This is a genomic window from Pollutimonas nitritireducens (assembly GCF_002849615.1).
Lineage (GTDB): Bacteria > Pseudomonadota > Gammaproteobacteria > Burkholderiales > Burkholderiaceae_B > Pollutimonas > Pollutimonas nitritireducens.
In genome coordinates this window covers 161,533-182,504 of sequence record NZ_PDNV01000003.1, presented here as the reverse complement: position 1 = coordinate 182,504, position 20,972 = coordinate 161,533, and the positions used below count along the sequence as shown (strand labels likewise).

The window sequence follows — 20,972 nt, the reverse complement described above, 5'->3', positions numbered from 1 at the left end:
CATGGCATACGATTTGGAAGAGCAGGAAAAGCTTGACGCGCTGCGCGCATGGTGGGAGCGGTACGGCACGATATGCGCCGTTATCGTTTTTGTGATCGTCGCGGGTATCGCGGGCTGGCGCGGATGGCAGTGGTACGACGGCCATAGGGCCGGGCAGGCAATGGGCTACTTCGAGGCTCTCGAGAACGCAGCGGCGCAAGAAGGCGATGACGCGGTCGCGCGCATCAAGGCCGCGAGCACCACCTTGCGCGGCGACTTTTCCGGATCAGGCTATACGACCCGAGGCGTGCTGGTTGCGGCACAGGCGCTACAAGAACGTAACGATCTCGATGGCGCTCGCGAACAACTCGAATGGTTGATACAAAACAGCGCCGACGTCGCGCTCGTATCGCTGGCACGGTTAAGACTGGCCGGTGTGCTTCTGGATCAGAAACAGTATGAACCGGCCCTGGCCCAGCTTACCGATGCGCCTGCTGGGTTCGAAGGCTTGTATGCCGATCGCCGCGGCGATATCCTTCTGGCTCAGGGCAAGATAGCCGAAGCGAAAACGGCTTGGGAGAACGCATTGAAAGAGCTCGGGTCCGATCCCGTGGCACAAATCGTGCGTTTGAAAATTGATGCTTTAGGTGGAGCCTGACCCATGTCCTTAGCCTTTACTCGCCGTGCCTTGCGTAACTCCGTGCTGGCGCTCAGCGTCTCGGCGCTCGCAGGTTGTTCGTTGTTTTCGAACCGCAATCCACGCTACGATCCCTCGCCCCTGACCGAATACACGGCCGGTATTTCCGCCACGATAGTGTGGTCCGTCTCTGTCGGCAGCGATGGCGGATACGGTTTCGCGCCTGTCATGGTCGGTGACTCGGTCTATGCCGCTACGCCCAACGGCTCGGTCAGCAAAGTCGATATCGCGTCCGGCCGCATCCAGTGGCGCGGAGACGCCAAGCACGAGCTCACCGCTGGTGTCGGTTCAGACGGACAAACCACAGCCGTTGCCACCGCCGATGGAACCATAGTAGCCTTTGACGATACCGGCGTCGAAAAATGGAAAACGAAAGCGTCCAGCGCGGTCAATATCCCTCCGACGGTTGGTGCTGGCGTCGTGGTCGTTCGCAGCAGCGACTATCGTATCCAGGCATTCGATGCGGCAACGGGCGAGTTGCGCTGGAATATCCAGCGTCCGGGGCCGGCCCTCGCGCTCAAGACCACTATGCAGATGATCATCGTTGACGGCCTTCTGATTTCAGGCATGCCCAACGGCAGACTGATGGCAATCAATCCCGCCAACGGCGCCGTGCAATGGGAAGGTACGATATCGATCTCGCAGGGCGCAACAGATCTTGAGCGCATCAGCGACGTGGTAGGCAGTCCTCAAATACAAGGCCCCTTGCTTTGTGGCGTAAGCTATCAGGGCAGGATGGTGTGCTTCGATGTGTCGCAGGGCGGCCGCCCCATATGGGAACAGAACTTTTCCAGCAACACCGGGATGGCTACCGACGCGCAACAGGCCTATGCAGCCAATCAGCGCAGCGTTGTGTATGCCTTCTCCCTGGCCGACGGACACGAGGTCTGGAAACAGGACGCACTTAGCAATCGTCGCCTTTCCGCGCCCGCTGTCGTTCCGCAGGCGGTCGCATTCGGCGACCTTGAAGGCTATGTGCATTTTCTATCGCGTACCGACGGCAAATTGCTGGGTCGCGTGCAGGTCGGTGGCGACGCCATTACGTCGCCATTGCTGGCCACCAATCGGGGTGTGCTGGTGCAAACAGGTAATGGCAATTTGGTTCTGGTTGGTGTCAATTGAATAGTGTCAAGTTCAAACCGGTAGTGGCCATAGTGGGGCGTGCCAATGTGGGCAAGTCCACGTTGTTCAACCGGATCACACGCTCCCGCGCGGCTCTGGTTGCTGACTTCGCGGGCTTGACCCGTGATCGTCACTATGGTGAAGGACGCGTTGGCAACCATCCGTTCATCGCGGTGGATACGGGTGGCTTCGAGCCGGTTGCCAAAGACGGCATCCTGCTTGAAATGGCACGCCAGACGCAGCAGGCAATCGCTGAATCCGATGTTGTCATCTTCCTGGTCGACGCGAGAGCAGGCGTAAACGCGCACGATCACGAGATTGCGCGTTTGCTGCGTAAAACCGGGCAGCGCGTGTTTCTGGCGGTCAACAAGGCCGAAGGGATGCGTTACGGGTCGGCGGCCTCCGAGTTTCACGAGCTTGGCCTTGGCGAGCCGCATCCAATTTCCGCGTCGCACGGCGACGGCGTGGTCGACCTCATCGATCTTGCCCTGTCGTTCCTCGACAAGGAAGAGACCAGCGAATCCGAAGCGCCGGTTTTCGATCTCGACGAGGCCAATGCAGCCTTCGAAGACGATGGCGATATCGATCTTGATGCCGAAGAGGCCAAAGAACCCGACGAAGACGCCGAGGCGCCGATCAACCATCGCATCAAGCTTGCCATAGTCGGAAGGCCCAACGTAGGGAAATCCACGCTCATCAATACTTTGCTGGGTGAAGAACGCGTGATCGCCTTCAATATGCCGGGCACGACGCGGGACGCCATCGAGATCGACTTCGAACGCGGCGGGGTTGCTTACACGCTAATCGACACGGCGGGCCTGCGCCGGCGCGGAAAGGTGTTCGAAGCGGTAGAAAAATTCTCGGTGATCAAAACCCTCCAGGCTATCGAAGCGTGCAACGTGGTGTTGCTCATGCTGGATGCACAAACCGAAATCTCGGACCAGGATGCCCATATTGCGGGCTTTGTACTTGAAACGGGCAGGGCGCTGGTGGTGGGCATCAATAAGTGGGATGGACTCGACGCTCATCAGCGCGAAACCATATTGCGTGAATTCGAACGCAAGTTGCGCTTCCTGTCATTTGCTAAAATGCACACCATCTCGGCCCTTAATGGCGCCGGCATCAATGCACTGATCAGGTCCGTAAATACCGCCCATGCCGCGGCGTTTGCCAAGCTGTCCACACCCAAGCTCACCCGTGTGCTGCAGGCCGCGGTGGAGCAGCAACCGCCGCCGCGCAAAGGAATTTTCAGGCCCAAGATGCGCTACGCGCACCAGGGCGGCCAGAATCCGCCGCTTATCGTCATACACGGCAACGCATTGGACAACATTTCAGAGTCGTACCGTCGTTATCTCGAAACCCGCTTCCGCACCACATTCAAGCTCGAGGGCACGCCATTGCGCATTGAATTCAAGTCATCGCATAATCCATACGCACAGGGGGCCTCGTGAGTCGTTACTGGAGTGATCATGTCGCGGATCTGTCTCCGTATACTCCGGGCGAACAGCCCAGGTTGGACAATCTGTTGAAGTTGAATACCAACGAACATCCCTTTGGTCCTTCGCCGCGTGTACTGGCCGCCATCAAGGCGGCCACCAACGATAACCTGCGCCTGTATCCGGACAATGACGCCATGGCATTGCGCCAGACGGTCTCCACCCTGCATGGTGTCGACACGGCACAGGTCTTTCCCGGCAACGGATCGGACGAAGTGCTGGCGCACATTTTCAATGGCTTGTTCCGGCATGGCGACCGACCATTGGTCATGCCGGATATCACCTATAGCTTCTATCGTACGTATTGCAAGCTATACGGCATTGCCTGCCAAACCATACCGCTTGCCGACGACTATTCGATACGTGTTTCGGACTACGCTGGTGTGCAGCCTGCCAAGCCGGCCGGCATCATCTTTTCCAATCCGAATGCACCCACCGGTATTGCGTTGTCTCTGGCCGATATCCGGGTTATTGCGCTCGCCAATCCAGACGTCCCGGTGGTGGTCGATGAGGCCTATGTCGATTTTGGAGCAAGCTCGGCAATCGCATTGCTGTCGGAATGCCCGAATCTTGTCGTGGTGCATACGCTGTCCAAGTCGCGTTCACTTGCCGGGCTGCGCGTCGGCTACGCCGTCGCATCGAAAGAAATTGTCGATGGACTCATGCGCATCAAGGACAGCTTCAACTCTTATCCCTTGGACAGCCTGGCGCAAGTCGGGGCGGTTGCCGCCTTGCAAGATACGGCCTATTTCGACGAGACCCGAAATGCCGTGATCCGGTTGCGGGAAGCACTTACGCAACAATTGAAAACGCTTGGATTCCAAGTTTTACCTTCTCAAGCAAACTTCGTTTTTGCACGCCATTCCGAACATGACGCAGCGGCGCTAAGCCGCATGCTACGGGCACACGGCATACTTGTACGGCATTTCAGCATCGCGCGAATCGACCAGTTTTTGCGTATCACGATAGGAACTCAGGCCGACTCCGACCGTCTATGCAATACCTTGTCCGAAATATTGTTGAAAACCCATTAGAATTAGATCGATCTGTCGGATTTGGCCTGTTACCAGTGCGTATTCAGGGAAAACCCTGTACAGTAGATCCCTTCACCAAAATTACTTTAAATAACAACACAATTGGAGCCTAGCCAATGAGCAACAAAGGGCAAACACTACAAGATCCGTTTTTGAATGCATTACGCAAGGATCACGTGCCCGTATCGATTTACCTGGTTAATGGAATCAAGCTGCAAGGGCAGGTTGAATCGTTTGATCAATATGTCGTTCTGTTACGCAATACCGTTACACAAATGGTTTACAAACACGCCATCTCTACCGTAGTCCCCGCAAGACCGGTTGTTTTCCAAGTGGATGAACCCTCTGAGTAAGTCCCCGCTTTACCCAGCCAATCAAATGCCCGCCGTGCGCTCAGTGCCGGCGGGTACTTCGTTAATGGCCTTCTCATGAAGGTCCTTATCCTCAATGTAGACCTCGGCAAGCCGGATTATCAGGCGCATGCCGATGAGTTCCTGATGCTGGCCAAAGGCGCAGGAGCGGAGGTCGTTGCCACTGTTGTGGCGCGTCGTTCCCGGCCTGATGCAGCGCTGTTCATTGGTACCGGAAAACTCGACGAAGCGGTCTTGATTGCCGATGAAACGGGTGCGGAAATCGTCTTGTTCGACCAACCTCTGACTCCTGGCCAGCAACGCAACCTGGAACGTGGTTTCAATCGTCGTGTCGTGGATCGGGTTGCCTTGATTCTTGACATATTCGCGCTGCGTGCCAAAAGTCATGAAGGTAAACTCCAAGTCGAACTCGCCCAGTTGCAACATTTATCCACGCGTCTGACCCGTATGTGGTCTCACCTCGAGCGTCAGCGCGGCGGCATCGGAATGCGGGGACCGGGCGAGGCGCAGCTTGAAATGGATCGCCGCATCATCGGCGACAAAGTCCGCCTCTTGAAAGAGCGTCTGGAACGTGTCCAGCGCCAGCGCACCACCCAACGTCGTTCACGTTCGCGTGGAAGCATACTTTCGGTATCGCTGGTGGGCTACACCAACGCTGGCAAATCCACGTTGTTCAATTCGCTTACCCGGGCCGGCGCCTTTGCCGCCGACCAGCTGTTTGCTACCCTGGACACCACCACAAGGCGTGTCTGGATAGAAGGGGCGGGCCAGGTGGTCATCTCGGACACGGTCGGTTTTATTCGCGACTTGCCACCTACGCTCATCGCCGCCTTCCGTGCGACCCTGGAAGAAACGGTCCAGGCCGATTTGCTTTTGCACGTGGTAGATGCCTCCAGTCCGCAACGTGACGAACAGATGGCTGAAGTCGACAAAGTGCTGGCTGATATCGGGGCTGACGAGATCCCACGCATTCTGGTCTATAACAAAATAGATGAAGCCGGGTACGAGCCCAGGGTAGAGCGCAATGAACATGGTACGATTGCACGAGTTTTTGTGAGCGCTCTGAAGCGCGCCGGTTTAGATGGTTTGCGTGGGGCAATTGTCGAATCAGGTCAAATCGCGGGAAATAATGCGTCAAATATCGAAAATCTTTAATCTGAATGATCCAGGCTGGGGCCGTGGTGGTAATAACGGTTCCGAACCTCCTCGCCGTCCAAAGGGCGACGGACCTCCCGACCTCGATGAGGTCTGGCGCGATTTCAATTCACGCCTGGGGTCCCTTTTCGGACGCAAGCCCAAGCGCGGTGATAATCGTTTCGGCGGCGGCAATGGTTCGGGCGGCAACGGCCTGCCCTCCATGCCCAAGGGTTCCCCAAAGATGATCGCCGGCGTGGCCGTCATCTTGGTGGGATTATGGCTGGCCAGCGGGCTGGTGATCGTGCAGGAAGGGCAGGTTGCGGTGGTTACGCAGTTTGGCAAGTACACCAAGACACTGTCTCCAGGCTTGCAGTGGCATATGCCTTACCCTATCGAGAGCCACGAGTCCGTCAATATTTCGCAACTGCGCACATTCGAAGTCGGTTTTCGAGGCACCGCGAGAAACAAGGTTCTGCCTGAGTCCCTCATGCTTACCACCGACGAGAACATCGTAGATCTCCAATTCGTGGTGCAATACCGTTTGATGCCTACCGGCGCGCCTGATTACCTGTTCAATACCAGCCAGCCCGACGAATCCGTTCGTCAGGCGGCCGAAACAGCCATGCGTGAAATCGTCGGCAGGAAGCCGATGGACTTCGTCCTGTATTCCGGTCGTACCGAGGTCGCAACCGAAGTGCAGACCCTGGCGCAGAGCATACTCGACGTCTACAAGACCGGCGTACAGATCAGCACTGTGGCAATCCAGAACGTACAGCCGCCCGAGCAGGTGCAGGCCGCCTTTGACGACGCGGTAAAAGCCGGACAAGACCGCGAACGCCAGATCAACGAAGGGAATGCCTATGCCAACAAGGTATTGCCCGAGGCGCAAGGCCAGGTTGCACGTATGGTGCAGGAGGCCGAGGGCTACCGCGCTACGACCATCGGTGACGCCCAGGGTGATACTTCCCGCTACACCAGTGTCGAGTCCGAATTCGCCAAAGCACCCGACATAACGCGCGAACGCATGTACTTGTCGACCATGCAAGAGATTCTTGAACGCAGCAGTAAAGTCATGATCGATTCCGAGGCAAGCAACAACATGTTGTATTTGCCCCTGGACAAAATCGTGCAACAGGCGGCGGGTGCAGGCACCCGTTCCAGCAGTTCGGTCGAGAGCACCACGGGCGCGGCTGCCATGGCTGCTCCGCCTCCGAAGACGGCCAGTACTCCAGCGAGAACCAGTACGCCCGATAACAGCGCTTCAACCAAGAATGCGCTGACGAATCCGTATTCACGCTAGGAGGCCATGATGCAACGTTTTTTTCCCGCTTTAGTCGGCCTGGTCATCTTGCTGGCAATTCTTTCCACGTGCGTGTTCGTCGTTCGCGAGCGTGATTCTGCTCTGGTGTTTGCCTTGGGTGAAGTTCGCGAGACCATCACCGAGCCAGGTCTGTATTTCAAGTTGCCACCGCCGTTCGAGAATGTGGTGCGTCTTGACAAGCGCCTGCAAACCATCGAAACCAACGATCCTGAACGAATCCAGACAGCAGAAAAGAAAAACCTGCTGATCGATTCCTTCGTGAAGTGGCGCATCGCCGACCCTCGCCTTTTCTACGTTACCTTCGGCGCCAACGATCGTGCTGCCGTCGAACGTCTGCAAGCGCAAATTCGCGATGCGCTTAACGCGTCCGTCAACGTCCGTACTGTGAAGGAAGTGGTTTCCAGCGAACGCGACACCATCATGAAGGAAGTGCTCACTACGGTAGAGGCTCGCGCCAAGCCGCTGGGTGTCCAGGTCGTCGACGTACGTCTGCGCCGCATCGATTTCGCGCCTGAAATTTCCGAGTCGGTTTACCGGCGAATGGAAGCGGAGCGCAAGCAAGAGGCCAACCGTCTGCGTGCCACAGGCGCTGCCGATAGTGAACGCATTCGTGCTCAAGCCGATCGCCAACGCCAGGAGCTGGTTGCAAAAGCCTACGCTGAATCGCAAGGCATCCGCGGCGAGGGCGATGCGAAGGCCGCGGCGATTTATGCCGACGCTTACGGGAAAAACCCCGAGTTCTTCAGCTTTTACAAGAGCCTCGAAGGATACCGCGCCGCCTTCTCCGGTGCCAACGATACCCTGGTCCTCAGCCCGAAATCCGACTTTTTCAAGTTCTGGACATCGCCCGAGGGCGGCAATCCTGCCAAACCCTGACCTGTCTGCCTGACCAAACACCTGCCCGGCCCATTGCTTGACGCAGCGGCGCCGGGCAGATGGTTTTCGTCAGCAGTGAAATCGCATGTTCATTGCGCGGCGATGTGCCGGTGGACGGACAAGGCGACCCGGTCCGGTTTCCTTATTGGTCCCTATCGTTTATACTATCGCGTAAGTTTTGTTTAACTTCCTACCGCAAGCGACTTGGCGGGCTTACGCCCCAGGTCGCTTTTTGTTTGGCAGTGCTATTTGCAATATTTTTCAGGACCGGATGATGTCCAATTGGTTGTTGCCAGAAAGTCTGGCCGATATTCTGCCTGCCGAGGCGCGTCGCATCGAAGAGCTGCGGCGCAATTTGCTGGACCTGTACCGAACTTATGGCTTCGAACTTGTCGCACCGCCGTTGGTTGAATACATCGACTCTCTGCTTTCAGGCACAGGCAGTGCGCTGAATCTGCGCACCTGCAAGCTGGTTGATCAGCTATCGGGCCGCACCATGGGCGTGCGCGCCGACATGACGCCACAGGTTTCGCGCATCGATGCTCACCTGCTCAATCGCGAGGGCGCCACCCGCTTATGCTACTGTGGATCGGTCTTGCACGCGCGGCCGTCTGGTTTGCTGTCCGATCGTGAGCTACTCCAGATCGGTGCCGAAATATTCGGTCATGCGGGCGTCGAAGCCGATATCGAAGTGCTGGAACTAGCACTGGAAAGCGTCAAGCGGGCCGGCGTCAAGCATGCCAGGCTCGATCTCAACCACCCCGGCGTAGTGCGGGCGATCATCGATTCCGACCCCGCCTTGCAGGGTGCGGAAGAAGCCATATCCGAATTGCTCAGCACCAAGGATATCCCGGCCATCAGCGATCTCCCGTCGACGATGCCGGATATCCAGCCGGTCACGATCAAGGCCTTGCTCGATTTGGCCTCTCTGTACGGCGGACCAGACGTCATTGCCAGGGCACGCGTGGTCCTGCCTGCTTTACCCGCCTTGCTGGCCGGACTGGACGATCTCGAAACGCTGGTCCGGGCCCTGCCCATGCACCAGTTCAGCATCGACCTGGCAGATATGGGCAGCGGTTATGGCTATCATTCAGGCGTCGTGTTTTCCATCTATGCCGAAGGATGGCATGATGCCCTGGTCAAGGGCGGCCGTTACGACGGAGTGGCCAAGGCGTTTGGGCGTTCCCGTCCCGCCACGGGCTTCAGTCTCGATTTGCGCAAGTTGTCGGCGGGCCTGCCACCTGCGCAGATCGCCAAGGCCATACGCGCTCCCTGGGGCAATGATGCAGCCCTGGTTGCGGTGTTGCGCCAGTTGCGCGGCGCCGGCGAGATTGTCGTGCAGGTGTTGCCGGGCCAGCCGCATCGGCTGGATGAATTTACTGTCGACCGGGAGCTTGTTCTGGACGACGGGGTATGGAAGGTAAGGGCGATTCAGTAATCCGCTATGCCGGACAGCTTTATCGTATGGTTTGAACCTGATTTGGCCTTGTGTATGTCGGGCCGTACTTTTTGATACAAGACATGAGCAAGAATATTGTAGTGATCGGCACCCAATGGGGTGACGAGGGCAAGGGCAAGATCGTGGATTGGCTGGCTGAATCGGCCCAGGGCGTGGTGCGATTCCAGGGCGGTCATAACGCCGGGCATACGCTGTGGATCAACGGCAAGAAAACGATACTCCGACTTATTCCGTCGGGCATCATGCATCCACATGTCACTTGCTATATTGGCAATGGCGTCGTGCTGTCGCCCGAAGCGTTGCTGAAAGAAATCGGCGAACTCGAAGAGGCGGGTCTGGACGTACGTTCGCGCCTGCAAATCTCACCCGCCTGCCCGCTCATACTCCCCTACCATATTGCTGTCGACCAGGCCCGCGAAACCCGCAAAGGCGAGGGCAAGATCGGAACGACCGGCCGTGGCATCGGGCCTGCCTATGAAGACAAGGTGGCTCGGCGCGCATTGCGTGTGCAAGACCTCTACGACCCCGCCATCTTTGATGAAAAACTTGCCGAAGTGCTCGACTTCCACAATTTCGTCCTGTCCCAGTACTTGGGCAGCAAAGCCGTCTCGGCCGACGAGGTTCGCGACCAGGCCATGGCGCTGGCACCTGCCATCCGGCCCATGGTGGCTGACGTATCGCAGAATCTTTATATCGCGCAGAAGGCCGGCCAGAAATTGCTGTTTGAAGGCGCGCAGGGTGCCTTGCTCGACATCGACCACGGTACTTACCCGTTTGTCACCAGCAGCAACTGCGTGGCCGGTGCCGCATCCGCAGGTGCGGGCGTGGGGCCGCAATCGCTCGACTACGTGCTCGGCATCGCCAAGGCCTACACGACCCGGGTTGGGTCAGGTCCGTTCCCCACCGAATTGCTGGACGACACCGGCGCCCGCCTGGCGACGGTTGGCAAGGAATTCGGTTCGGTCACCGGGCGGCCACGGCGTTGCGGCTGGTTCGACGGCGCCGCCATGAAACGATCGGTCATGATCAACGGAATATCAGGGCTTTGCATCACGAAGCTCGATGTCCTGGACGGTGTCGAACAGCTCAAGATCGGCGTCGGCTATCGCTATAAGGGCGAGTTTCTCGATGTATTGCCTTACGGCGCTCATGCTGCCGCCGAAGCGGAGCCGGTCCTGGAAGAAATGGCCGGCTGGACCGAATCGACAGTCGGCGTGACCGACTATGATAAGCTTCCGGCCAATGCGCGTCGTTACCTGGAACGCATCGCGGACGTCTGCGATGTAGCCATAGATATGGTTTCCACCGGTCCGGACCGCCTGGAAACCATCGTATTGCGCCATCCTTTCAAAGGATAAAGACAGGCGGCGGAGCTGCACTCAAGACGTTTGCGTGTAAGTTGCAACAAATCACCCCGTATTTCGCAAGGAATGCGAGGTTTTTCCATTTTCGGCTTTTCGCTGGTCGGCTGGCGGTTTATCATAACGGACCCTCGAAACAGTATGGAACCATCGACTTATGACCAATCCAAGCACCGACCGGGACCATTGGGTCAGCTGGGATCAATATCACGCGCTTATCGAGCGGCTTGCCCTGACGGTACACGAGTCGGGCTGGCATTTCGATAAGATCGTATGCCTGGCGCGCGGTGGGGTCCGTGTCGGTGATGTATTGTCGCGCATATACGACGTGCCCCTGGGCATTCTGGCCACCAGCAGCTATCGCGAAGCGGCTGGCACCGAACAGGGTCAGCTCGATATTGCGCAGTTCATCACCATTACCCGCGGTACGCTGGATGGCAGGGTGCTGCTGGTCGACGATATGGTCGATACAGGCATGACTTTCGGCCGTGTGCGCGACCATCTCCTGTCGCAATTTCCGGCCATTACCGAGCTCAAGACTGCCGTCCTGTGGTGGAAAGGGCACTCGCAGTCCATCCCCGATTATTTCGTGGAAAAACTGCCGACCAATCCATGGATACACCAGCCTTTCGAAGACTACGACAGCATTCGTCCCCATCAGCTGGAAGCATGGGTGCGCAAAGGTGTTCGTGGTTGAGTTTTTCGTCTGTCCAATGCCCATGGCAAGGACGGGTGGCCCAACGTTGATGGTCTGAGATCGAACCATGAACCAACTATTCGTGGTAAACTCTTAGGTTGTCGTTAATTCACTAATCTATAACTTGCAAGGCTTAAGATTACATGCCTATCGTTCGTCTGAAAGAAAACGAGCCGTTTGAAGCCGCATTGCGTCGCTTTAAGCGCACCATCGAGAAAATTGGTCTCTTGACCGAATTGCGCGCCCGCGAATTTTACGAAAAGCCCACTGCTGAACGTAAACGCAAGCATGCTGCAGCCGTCAAGCGCCACTACAAACGCATCCGCAGCCAACAACTGCCTCCGCGTCTGTATTGATTGATTCCTGAATCATTTGTTCAGGATCTTCTCGCCCGAGTAGATGTTGTTGACGTCGTCGGGCGATATGTACAGTTGCGCAAGGGTGGGGCCAATTTACTTGGCCTTTGCCCGTTCCACAATGAAAAAAGCCCCTCTTTCACCGTAAGTCCCACCAAGCAGTTCTATCACTGTTTCGGCTGCGGTGCGCATGGCAGTGCCATCACTTTCCTGATCGAACATACCGGCGCCAGCTTCCCCGAGGCGGTCCGCAGTCTGGCCGGGAGTGCCGGCATGACGGTTCCGGAAGAACCGCGCAGCCCACGGCAACGAGCCGCCGATCAGGTACGCAAAGACGAAGTATCCCGCCAACAGCAGATTCTTGATCTTGCCCAGGCGTATTATGTGCGCGAACTCAAAGGCGCGCGAAATGCTGTTCATTATCTGAAGCAGCGTGGACTGTCAGGGGAAATCGCTGCGCGTTTCGGACTGGGTTGGGCAGGCGCCGACCGGCGGGGGCTCGCATCGATTTTTCCCCATTACGAGGATCCCTCGCTGGTGGAATCGGGCCTGGTGATCGAAGCCGAGGACGGACGCCGCTATGATCGTTTTCGCGAACGCATCATGTTTCCCATACGCAATCAGCGGGGAAACTTGATTGGATTCGGTGGACGCATTATCGGCAAAGGCGAGCCCAAGTACCTCAATTCGCCCGAAACATCGCTTTTTTCGAAGGGCCACGAGCTGTACGGCCTCTGGGAGGCACGGACCGGAATCCGGAAACAAGGACATGTTCTGGTCGTGGAAGGCTATATGGACGTGGTCGGCCTGGCGCAGCACGGCCTGGACAACGCGGTGGCCACCCTTGGTACCGCCACCACATCGTTCCATATCCAAAAGCTGTTACGGGTCAGCAACAAGATCATCTTCAGTTTCGACGGTGACAAGGCTGGTCGCAAGGCAGCCTGGCGTGCGCTGAATACCTGTCTGCCTCTGGTGCGCGACGATGTGTCGATGCGGTTCCTGTTTCTGCCTTCCGAGCATGATCCGGATTCCTACATCCGCGAGTATGGTCAGGAGGCATTCAAGGCGACGGTCGCCGAGGCCGTCCCCTTGTCGAGGTTCATGCTGGATGAGCTGGCGTCGCATCATGCGATGCATGAAGCGGAAGGGCGCGCAGCATGCGTGCACGAGGCCAAACCGTTGCTGGCATCGCTTCCGGAAGGCACGTTACGCGTGCAGATCGAACGCGAGTTTGCAAAGCTCGTGCATCTGACGCCCGAAGAATTGGCGCAGATGCTGACGGAAGTCGTACCGGCGGAGTCCGCGCCGCCATTGCCCGGCATCCCAGTTGCCCAGCGCGAGGCGTCGCAGCCTGGCGAAAATGAAGAGCCGCCCGGGTTTATGGATGCGCCCATGTTCGATCCGGATGATTATGGCGCTTACGACAGTATCGATGTCAGGCCATCCCAGTCGTTTTCCCGTGATGCGCCACGAGCTTCCCGCGGTAATAGGGCTCGCACGGTCACCCCCATGGCCAAGCGACTGTTGCGTCTGTTGCTGGCTCATCCGGAACTTGTTTCGAGTCTGGGCGACCAACAACTTGAAATATTGGAACAAGGCCCCCATCTAGTGCTTGTCCGGGACCTTATTGCACTGGCCAATGTCAGCGGCGCGCGTCATGCCGGCGCCTTGTTGCAGGCAGCCGATCCAGCTTCAGACCTGGCTGGCATATTGGCCTCGGTAAGCCCTGAGCTGTTGGCTCAGGAAGATCTGCCCGATCCGCAGGCCGAATGGAACGACGCAATGCGACGTATCGAGCTCGAGGCCATCAAGGCAGAGCAGTCGTCATTGGTGCTTGCTGGACTGAAGGATGAAAGTTCACGAAAGAGGTATCACGAATTGACGCGACGAATTGCACTGCTGAGTAGTGCTTCTTCACGTTAAGTACTGTAAAATTGAGAGTTTTCGCAACTCTTGTGCATGGTAGTGCACTAACAATGGTGCAGACCGGCTAGCCCCCTTTGCCTTGCAACGATAACGTCAAGGAATATTAAATATGGGCTGCTTGGGTCGACATCAGCGTTAAATGCAGCCTATGCGTATTTTTTGCGATAAGTAAGTTCTGCCCTGCAACACTCGTTGGCCTATGGCTGACCGAGTGGTTTTGCGCCTACGGAAGCGACTATGACCCAAAGTACTGGTAAAACCCCCCTGTCGGCCGAAGAAGCTGTCAAGAAATCTACAACTGCGGCTGCGACAAAAACCGTCGCCAAGGCGGCAGTGAAGATTGGGGACGGTGTTCCGGCAGATAAAGCCCCTACCGTGAAAAAGGCTCCGGCCAAGAAAGCGGCGGCCACCAAGGCCGCTGCCAAGAAGACCGCTGAGCCGGGTTCGACCGAGGTAAAGAAAACTGGCAAGACCGCCGCTCGCGCTGTCCCGACTGGGCGTCGCCCCGGGCGGCCGGCCAAGAACGCGAATAATGACAGCGCCGATTTCAACGACGATGATTCCGGCGACGCAGAAGTCATTCCCGATCTAAAGCCACTGCCCAAGCGTGGCGGCAAGCGCGCGAAGGGTGATAAGGACGTCCCGGCACGCAACCAGATGACGCCAGAGGAACAAGAGGCCCGTCGCAATCGCTTGAAAGTCCTGATCAAGCTGGGTAAAGACCGTGGCTACCTGACGTACGGTGAAATCAACGACCATTTGCCCGACGATCTGGTCGATGCGGAAGCCATCGACGGCATCATCAGCACGTTCAGCGACATGGGTATCTCCGTGTACGATCAGGCACCCGATGCCGACGCGCTCCTCATGAGCGACAACGCGCCTGTAGCCACCAGCGACGACGATGTCGAAGACGAAGCCGAGGCAGCGCTGACAACGGTTGACTCTGATTTCGGCCGCACCACAGACCCCGTGCGCATGTATATGCGCGAAATGGGCACGGTCGAACTCTTGACCCGGGAAGGCGAGATCGAAATCGCCAAGCGCATCGAAGACGGTCTCAAGCATATGGTCATGGCCATTGCGGCGTGCCCCACCACCGTCAATGAAATCCTGCAGTATGTGCAGCGTGTGCGTGACGGTGCTGCGCAGATCGATGAGGTCGTGGACGGTCTAATCGACCAGGAAGGCGAAGAATACGCCGGTGCTGGCGTTTCCGTCGACAACGACGAAAACGAAGACGGTCCCGCAGGCGGCATGAGCAGCAAGCAACTCGAATACCTGCGCACCACCGCCCTGAAGAAGTTCGAAACCATCGGCGTATGGTTTGGAAAAATGCGCAAGGCGTTCGAGCGCGACGGTTACCAAGCCGAGGAATATATCCAGGCACAGGAAGCCATCCTCAACGAACTCATGGGGATCCGTTTCACGGCGAAAATGGTCGAGAAGCTGGCGGACACCCTGCGCGAACAGGTCGGCGAAGTGCGCAAGCTCGAGCGTGCCGTTCTGCAAGCATGTGTGGACCGCGCCGGAATGCCCCGTGCTTATTTCATCAAGGTATTTCCCGGCAACGAAACCAACCTGGATTGGGTATTGGCCGAAGTCGCCGCCGGACACGCCTATTCACAGACACTTGAGCGTCACATCCCCGCCGTGCAGGAAATCCAGCAAAAGCTGATCGACCTGCAAACGGCTGTCGTCCTTCCGCTGAAGGACCTCAAAGACGTCAATAAGCGTATGGCAACCGGCGAAGCCAAGGCTCGCAAGGCCAAGCGCGAAATGACGGAAGCCAACCTGCGCCTGGTCATCTCCATCGCCAAGAAGTACACGAATCGCGGCCTGCAGTTCCTGGATCTCATTCAGGAAGGCAATATCGGGCTGATGAAAGCCGTGGACAAGTTCGAATATCGTCGCGGCTACAAATTTTCGACGTATGCCACATGGTGGATCCGTCAGGCCATCACGCGTTCCATTGCCGACCAGGCACGCACCATTCGCATTCCGGTGCACATGATTGAAACGATCAATAAAATGAATCGCATCAATCGCCAGATTTTGCAGGAAACCGGTGCGGAGCCCGATCCCGCCACGCTGGCACAAAAGATGGACATGCCGGAAGACAAGGTTCGCAAGATCCTGAAAATCGCCAAAGAGCCGATTTCAATGGAAACTCCTATCGGTGACGATGACGATTCTCATCTGGGCGACTTCATTGAAGACACCGGTACCTTGTCACCATCCGAGTGGGCGCTGCACGGCTCGATGCGTGATGTCGTCAAGGAAGTGCTCGATTCGCTTACGCCACGCGAGGCAAAAGTGCTGCGCATGCGCTTCGGTATCGAAATGAGCACCGACCAGACACTGGAAGAAGTCGGCAAGCAATTTGACGTTACGCGCGAGCGTATTCGCCAAATAGAAGCCAAGGCCTTGCGCAAGCTGCGTCATCCAAGCCGGGCCGACAAGCTCAAGAGTTTCCTGGAAGGTCAATAAGCCGGACGCGCCTGGTTTACTGGGCGCGACGGCCAGCGTTACGAAGCAGTCCAGTTATAGCGGCATCCTCGAGGATGCCGTTTTTTATGGATCAAGGACTGGCGGGATGCCGGCGCAGGTAGCGGTACAGCGTGCTGCGGTGCACGCCCAGGCTACGGGCGGCATGGGTGATGTTGTTGCGGGATTCCGCAATGGCGCGTTCGATGGTCTGGTCGCTGATAGCGCGCAAGGTCGACGCCGGGCACGTGGGGGTGACGCGTTGGGCAGGCGCAATGCAATCGCGCCCCTGAAATTCAGGCGGCAGGTCTGTGGCTTTGATGGCGCTGCCAGCGGCTTGCAAATGAACCAGGCGACGCAGCACACTATGGAGCTGCCGGTAATTGCCAGGCCACGAATAGGCGGCGAGATTCTGCAGTGCCGAATCGGTGAGTATCATCGAGCGGTCGGCACCACCCAGGCGCTGGAATTCCTGGCACAGGTAATTGCGCAGGTTGTGCCGCTCGCGCAGGGGCGGCAAATGGACATCGAAGTCTTGCAGGCGGTAATAGAGATCAGCACGGAAACTGCCGTTTTCCACCATCGTCATCAGGTCATGATTCGTTGCGCTGATCAGACCGAATTCCACCGGTATGCGTTTGTCGGATCCTAGCGGTTGTACTTCGCGCTCTTGCAATGCACGTAGCAGACGCGTCTGGAGCAATAGCGGCATGTCGCCGATCTCGTCAAGGAAAAGTACGCCGTCATGGGCCTCGCGAAGTCGACCGCGGGAACCTTCGCGGCGCGCGCCGGTGAAGGCACCGGCTTCATAACCGAACAACTCCGACTCGATCAGGCTTTCGGGCAATGCACCGCAGTTTATGGCGACAAATGGACCTTGATGCCATTGACTGAGATTGTGGAGGTGCCGGGCGAATATTTCCTTGCCGGCTCCGGTTTCTCCTTGTAGCAAGACGGCCATACCGGCGTTGACTGCCGTGATTGCGTGCTGCATGTTCGATTTCATTTCATCCGCCAAGGGCGGCAGCGCCAGTTTCATGCCGGCGGTGGCGCGCTTCTTCTGACCAGGCGCCGGCGCGTCTTGAGCCGGAATTATGGGAGCGGAACGGGGAAGGCCGGGCGCACGACCTGATCGCAGCGTACCGGTTAACTGGGCGCCGTTGCGTGTATGCAAGGCGCGAGGCGATTCATCCAGCTGTCTCCAGTCATCCAGCCAGTCGTGCACCGACGTATCCAGCAGGCTCCAGTCGCTACCCAGCAAGCACAAGGCTGCTTCGTTCGCCCCGACGATTCGGTCTTCTTCCAGTAACAAAATGGCGCGTTCCACGGAGTCGAGCATAGATGCGTGACGCTGGAACACGACTCGGTGCAGGCGTGTGTCGGTATGTTCCAGCACCCGATTGCCAATCTGACGTGCACAGATTTTGGCCAGGCCCATGGCATAGGCATGCAGCATGGAGGCCTCGCTGGAAATATCAAGCACGCCGATCACCTCGCCGCGTGGCGAAAATATGGGCGCCGCATGGCAGCTGAGTATCTTGTTGCATTCCAGGAAATGTTCGCTCCCGTGGACCTGTACCGGCGCCGCATCGAACAAAGCCGTCCCGATCGCATTGGTGCCCCGCAGGGATTCAGCCCAACTGACCCCGGGCTGCAGCGCAACTTTCTCGGCCTTGCGCAAGAATTCGGTGCTGCCCGCTTCCTGAAGAATGACACCGCTGGCGTCAGCCAACAGCACCACGCTCTGCGCGCTGGCGACCAGTGACGCCAAGGTTGCGATTTCCGATTGAGCCAAATGCAATACATTGGCGTGTTGCTCTAGGCGGGTTTGAAGGTCTGCCGCGAGGATGGGATTGGGGTCGGCATGCAGGGCGGCGCCACTGGCCTGGCAGCGCTCCCAGGAACGTAGGATGCGGTTTTTTGCAAGTACGGCATCCTGCGGCTTGGCCGATGTGAGCGGCTTGAGCGAATTCATCCCGAGTGCCTCCTGTTGCAGTCTGCGTCAGTGTTGTGTCGCAAAATTGGCCGTTGGATGTCGCTATTAGCGACAACTCTCGCTTCTACAAGCAATTATGCCATCCCGCAAGCCATATAGGAACGGGCCTGCGAAGGCCGGTCTTTCCTGTTTAAACTGGCATGCGTATTGCTAGTTGTTGTGAAGGCCAGTCCGCGACGCGAGACTGCTTCCACAACAAGGAGACAAGCAATGGACTTAACAGATCTTAAACATTTCGGTATCGACGTCGAGTACCCTTACAAGCGCCACTATGAAAACTATATAGGCGGTAAATGGGTGGCACCGATCTCGGGCACTTATTTCGAAAATATCTCGCCGATCACCGGACAGGTATTCTGCGAGGTGCCACGCTCAGACGCTGCCGACATCGATGCGGCTCTCGATGCGGCACACGCGGTACGCAAGCAATGGGGCGAAACCTCCGTCACGGAACGTTCCAACACGCTCTTGCGCATGGCCGACAAAATGGAACAGAATCTCAAGGTGCTCGCCGTTGCCGAATCCATCGACAATGGCAAGCCGCTGCGTGAAACCATGGCCGCTGACGTTCCACTGGCCATCGATCATCTGCGCTATTTTGCCGGGTGTATCCGGGCACAAGAGGGCGGAATATCTGAAGTCGACCACGACACGGTCGCCTACCATTTCCCCGAACCGTTGGGTGTCGTCGGCCAGATCATTCCCTGGAATTTTCCGCTATTGATGGCCATTTGGAAGTTGGCGCCGGCCCTTGCCGCCGGAAACTGCGTAGTCCTCAAACCGGCGGAACAAACGCCCGCCTCGATACTGGTCCTTATGGAGCTGGTCGGCGACTTGTTCCCGGCCGGCGTCATCAACATCGTCAACGGATATGGCAAGGAGGCGGGTCAGGCCCTGGCGACCAGCAAGCGTATTGCCAAGTTGGCGTTCACTGGTTCCACGCCCACCGGCAAGCATATATTGCATGCCGCTGCCGAAAATCTTATACCCAGCACGGTCGAATTGGGCGGAAAAAGCCCCAACATCTTTTTTGCCGATGTCATGGATCAGGAAGATGCCTTCTTCGACAAGGCCCTGGAAGGCCTGGCCATGTTCTCTTTGAATCAGGGCGAAATCTGCACATGTCCCTCGCGCGTCCTGATCCAGGAATCGATCTACGAGCGATTCATCGAGCGTGCCATCAAGCGCGTCGAAGCCATTAAAACAGGACATCCGCTGGATGCCTCCACTATGGTGGGAGCGCAGGTTTCCAAGGTGCAAATGGACAAAATACTCTCGTATATTGATATCGGTCGCAGCGAGGGGGCGCAATGCCTCACCGGCGGTGGGCGAAATGCGCCGGGTGAAGGGCTGAACGAGGGCTTTTACGTCAAACCCACCTTGCTTTTCGGCGACAACAGCATGCGGGTGTTTCAGGAAGAAATTTTCGGGCCGGTGGCGTCGGTGATGACTTTCAAAGACGAAGAGGAAGCCATTGAAATTGCCAACGATACCGAATATGGACTTGGTGCAGGCGTATGGACCCGTAATGGTACACAGGCTTACCGTGTCGGCCGGCAGATCCAAGCGGGCCGCGTGTGGACCAATTGCTATAACCTGTATCCGGCTCACGCGGCATTCGGCGGCTACAAGAAGTCAGGCGTCGGACGGGAAAATCACAAGATGACATTGGCTGCCTACCAGCAAACGAAGTGCTTGCTGGTCAGCTACAGCCCGAACGCGCTGGGATTTTTCTAGCCGTCCGTGCAGCGCTGTCGATCCGATGGTTCGTCGATGATCGTTGGTGTTTGCCGGCCATGGCGATAAACTCTCGTTTATCCCATACCGGCAAACCTTCCGAGTTGATTATGACCTTATCGATAGACCTGAATTGCGACATGGGCGAAAGTTTTGGCGCCTGGAACATGGGGCAGGACGACGAGATCCTGCCTTTTGTCACATCCGCCAATATCGCTTGCGGCTTTCATGCCGGTGACCCTGGGGTCATGCGAAAGACCGTGGCGGCGGCCTTGAAACATGGTGTTGCACTTGGCGCGCACCCCGGCTTGCCGGACCTCGCGGGTTTCGGGCGTCGCAGCATGGATATCAGCCCCGATAACGCGTACGACATGGTGGTCGTCCAACTAGGTTCCATGGCCGGTGTCGCCGCCAGCCAGGGCAGCCGCCTGCATCACGTGAAAGCGCATGGCGCCTTGTATAACATGGCTGCCAGGCAACCGGAACTGGCCAAGGCCATCGCGCAGGCCGTCTATGACGTGGACCGCAGCTTGGTGTTCTATGCACTGGCCTCCAGTGTGCAGGCTGGAATTGCGCAAGATGTCGGCCTGAATGTCGCGCAAGAAGTCTTTGCGGATCGCAGCTACCAAAGCGATGGTTCGTTGACCCCCCGCAGGCAACCAGGGGCCATGATCGTGGATGTGGAAGTTTCGATTCGGCAAGTGCTGCGCATGATCACCGAAGGCAAGGTGAGCAGCATGCAGGGTGTCGACGTTGCGGTCCAGGCCGATACACTATGCATACATGGCGACCAGCCGGGCGCAGTTATGTTTGCGCGAGCAATCCGCCAAGCACTTCACGACAATAATATTTTGGTAAAGACAGTTCAGCAGTTAGACAGCAGGCCAGAATCCCAGCTTCAACACTGAAACGGCATG

Annotated in this window: 17 protein-coding genes; 16 read left to right on the top strand and 1 reads right to left on the bottom strand. The window is 57.4% G+C overall.

Annotated features, from left to right (window positions below):
• Position 1 precedes the first annotated feature (1 nt).
• The 14 genes from CR155_RS05325 to rpoD all read left to right on the top strand — a co-directional run bounded on the left by CR155_RS05325 (position 2) and on the right by rpoD (position 16,325).
• Positions 2-637 (top strand): YfgM family protein, encoded by a 636-nt coding sequence (locus tag CR155_RS05325; RefSeq protein ID WP_102068955.1) that lies wholly within the window; start codon positions 2-4, stop codon positions 635-637.
• A gap of 3 nt (positions 638-640) precedes the next feature.
• Positions 641-1,798, top strand: a complete 1,158-nt coding sequence (gene bamB, locus CR155_RS05320; RefSeq protein WP_102068954.1) for an outer membrane protein assembly factor BamB — start codon at positions 641-643, stop codon at positions 1,796-1,798.
• A complete protein-coding gene (der, locus tag CR155_RS05315; protein ID WP_102068953.1) occupies positions 1,795-3,249 on the top strand; it encodes a ribosome biogenesis GTPase Der in 1,455 nt (484 codons plus the stop codon). Before bamB ends, der begins: the two co-directional genes overlap by 4 nt.
• Positions 3,246-4,328 carry a histidinol-phosphate transaminase gene (hisC, locus tag CR155_RS05310; RefSeq protein WP_102068952.1) on the top strand — a complete coding sequence of 361 codons (1,083 nt, stop codon included), beginning with the start codon at positions 3,246-3,248 and terminating at the stop codon, positions 4,326-4,328. Before der ends, hisC begins: the two co-directional genes overlap by 4 nt.
• A 116-nt stretch (positions 4,329-4,444) precedes the next feature.
• Positions 4,445-4,681 (top strand): RNA chaperone Hfq, encoded by a 237-nt coding sequence (hfq, locus tag CR155_RS05305; RefSeq protein WP_073101368.1) that lies wholly within the window; start codon positions 4,445-4,447, stop codon positions 4,679-4,681.
• A gap of 75 nt (positions 4,682-4,756) precedes the next feature.
• On the top strand, positions 4,757-5,854 hold the full coding sequence (gene hflX / locus CR155_RS05300; RefSeq protein WP_102068951.1) for a GTPase HflX: 1,098 nt from the start codon (positions 4,757-4,759) through the stop codon (positions 5,852-5,854).
• Positions 5,829-7,136, top strand: coding sequence for an FtsH protease activity modulator HflK (gene hflK / locus CR155_RS05295; protein WP_102068950.1), 1,308 nt, complete (start codon positions 5,829-5,831; stop codon positions 7,134-7,136). Before hflX ends, hflK begins: the two co-directional genes overlap by 26 nt.
• A 9-nt stretch (positions 7,137-7,145) precedes the next feature.
• Positions 7,146-8,033 (top strand): protease modulator HflC, encoded by an 888-nt coding sequence (hflC, locus tag CR155_RS05290; protein ID WP_102068949.1) that lies wholly within the window; start codon positions 7,146-7,148, stop codon positions 8,031-8,033.
• A 274-nt stretch (positions 8,034-8,307) separates the two neighbouring features.
• Positions 8,308-9,471, top strand: a complete 1,164-nt coding sequence (locus tag CR155_RS05285; RefSeq protein ID WP_102068948.1) for an ATP phosphoribosyltransferase regulatory subunit — start codon at positions 8,308-8,310, stop codon at positions 9,469-9,471.
• 83 nt (positions 9,472-9,554) lie between these two features.
• The gene (locus tag CR155_RS05280; RefSeq protein WP_199171684.1) at positions 9,555-10,850 is read left to right on the top strand and encodes an adenylosuccinate synthase; all 1,296 of its coding nucleotides are present in this window, start codon (positions 9,555-9,557) and stop codon (positions 10,848-10,850) included.
• A gap of 160 nt (positions 10,851-11,010) precedes the next feature.
• Entirely contained in the window at positions 11,011-11,550 is a 540-nt protein-coding gene (locus CR155_RS05275) for a phosphoribosyltransferase (protein ID WP_102068947.1), read from the top strand.
• Positions 11,551-11,693: 143 nt separating this feature from the next.
• The gene (gene rpsU, locus CR155_RS05270) at positions 11,694-11,906 is read left to right on the top strand and encodes a 30S ribosomal protein S21 (RefSeq protein WP_102068946.1); all 213 of its coding nucleotides are present in this window, start codon (positions 11,694-11,696) and stop codon (positions 11,904-11,906) included.
• Positions 11,907-13,832, top strand: coding sequence for a DNA primase (gene dnaG, locus CR155_RS05265; RefSeq protein ID WP_102068945.1), 1,926 nt, complete (start codon positions 11,907-11,909; stop codon positions 13,830-13,832).
• A gap of 240 nt (positions 13,833-14,072) precedes the next feature.
• Entirely contained in the window at positions 14,073-16,325 is a 2,253-nt protein-coding gene (gene rpoD / locus CR155_RS05260; RefSeq protein ID WP_102068944.1) for an RNA polymerase sigma factor RpoD, read from the top strand.
• Positions 16,326-16,416: 91 nt separating this feature from the next.
• Here rpoD and CR155_RS05255 read toward each other — a convergent pair whose 3' ends face one another.
• On the bottom strand, positions 16,417-18,297 hold the full coding sequence (locus tag CR155_RS05255; protein WP_102068943.1) for a sigma-54-dependent Fis family transcriptional regulator: 1,881 nt from the start codon (positions 18,295-18,297) through the stop codon (positions 16,417-16,419).
• A gap of 231 nt (positions 18,298-18,528) precedes the next feature.
• Here CR155_RS05255 and CR155_RS05250 point away from each other — a divergent pair, with 231 nt between their 5' ends.
• Positions 18,529-20,055, top strand: coding sequence for an aldehyde dehydrogenase family protein (locus CR155_RS05250; protein WP_102068942.1), 1,527 nt, complete (start codon positions 18,529-18,531; stop codon positions 20,053-20,055).
• Between the two features lie 110 nt (positions 20,056-20,165).
• Positions 20,166-20,963, top strand: a complete 798-nt coding sequence (locus CR155_RS05245; RefSeq protein ID WP_102068941.1) for a LamB/YcsF family protein — start codon at positions 20,166-20,168, stop codon at positions 20,961-20,963.
• Positions 20,964-20,972: the final 9 nt, after the last annotated feature.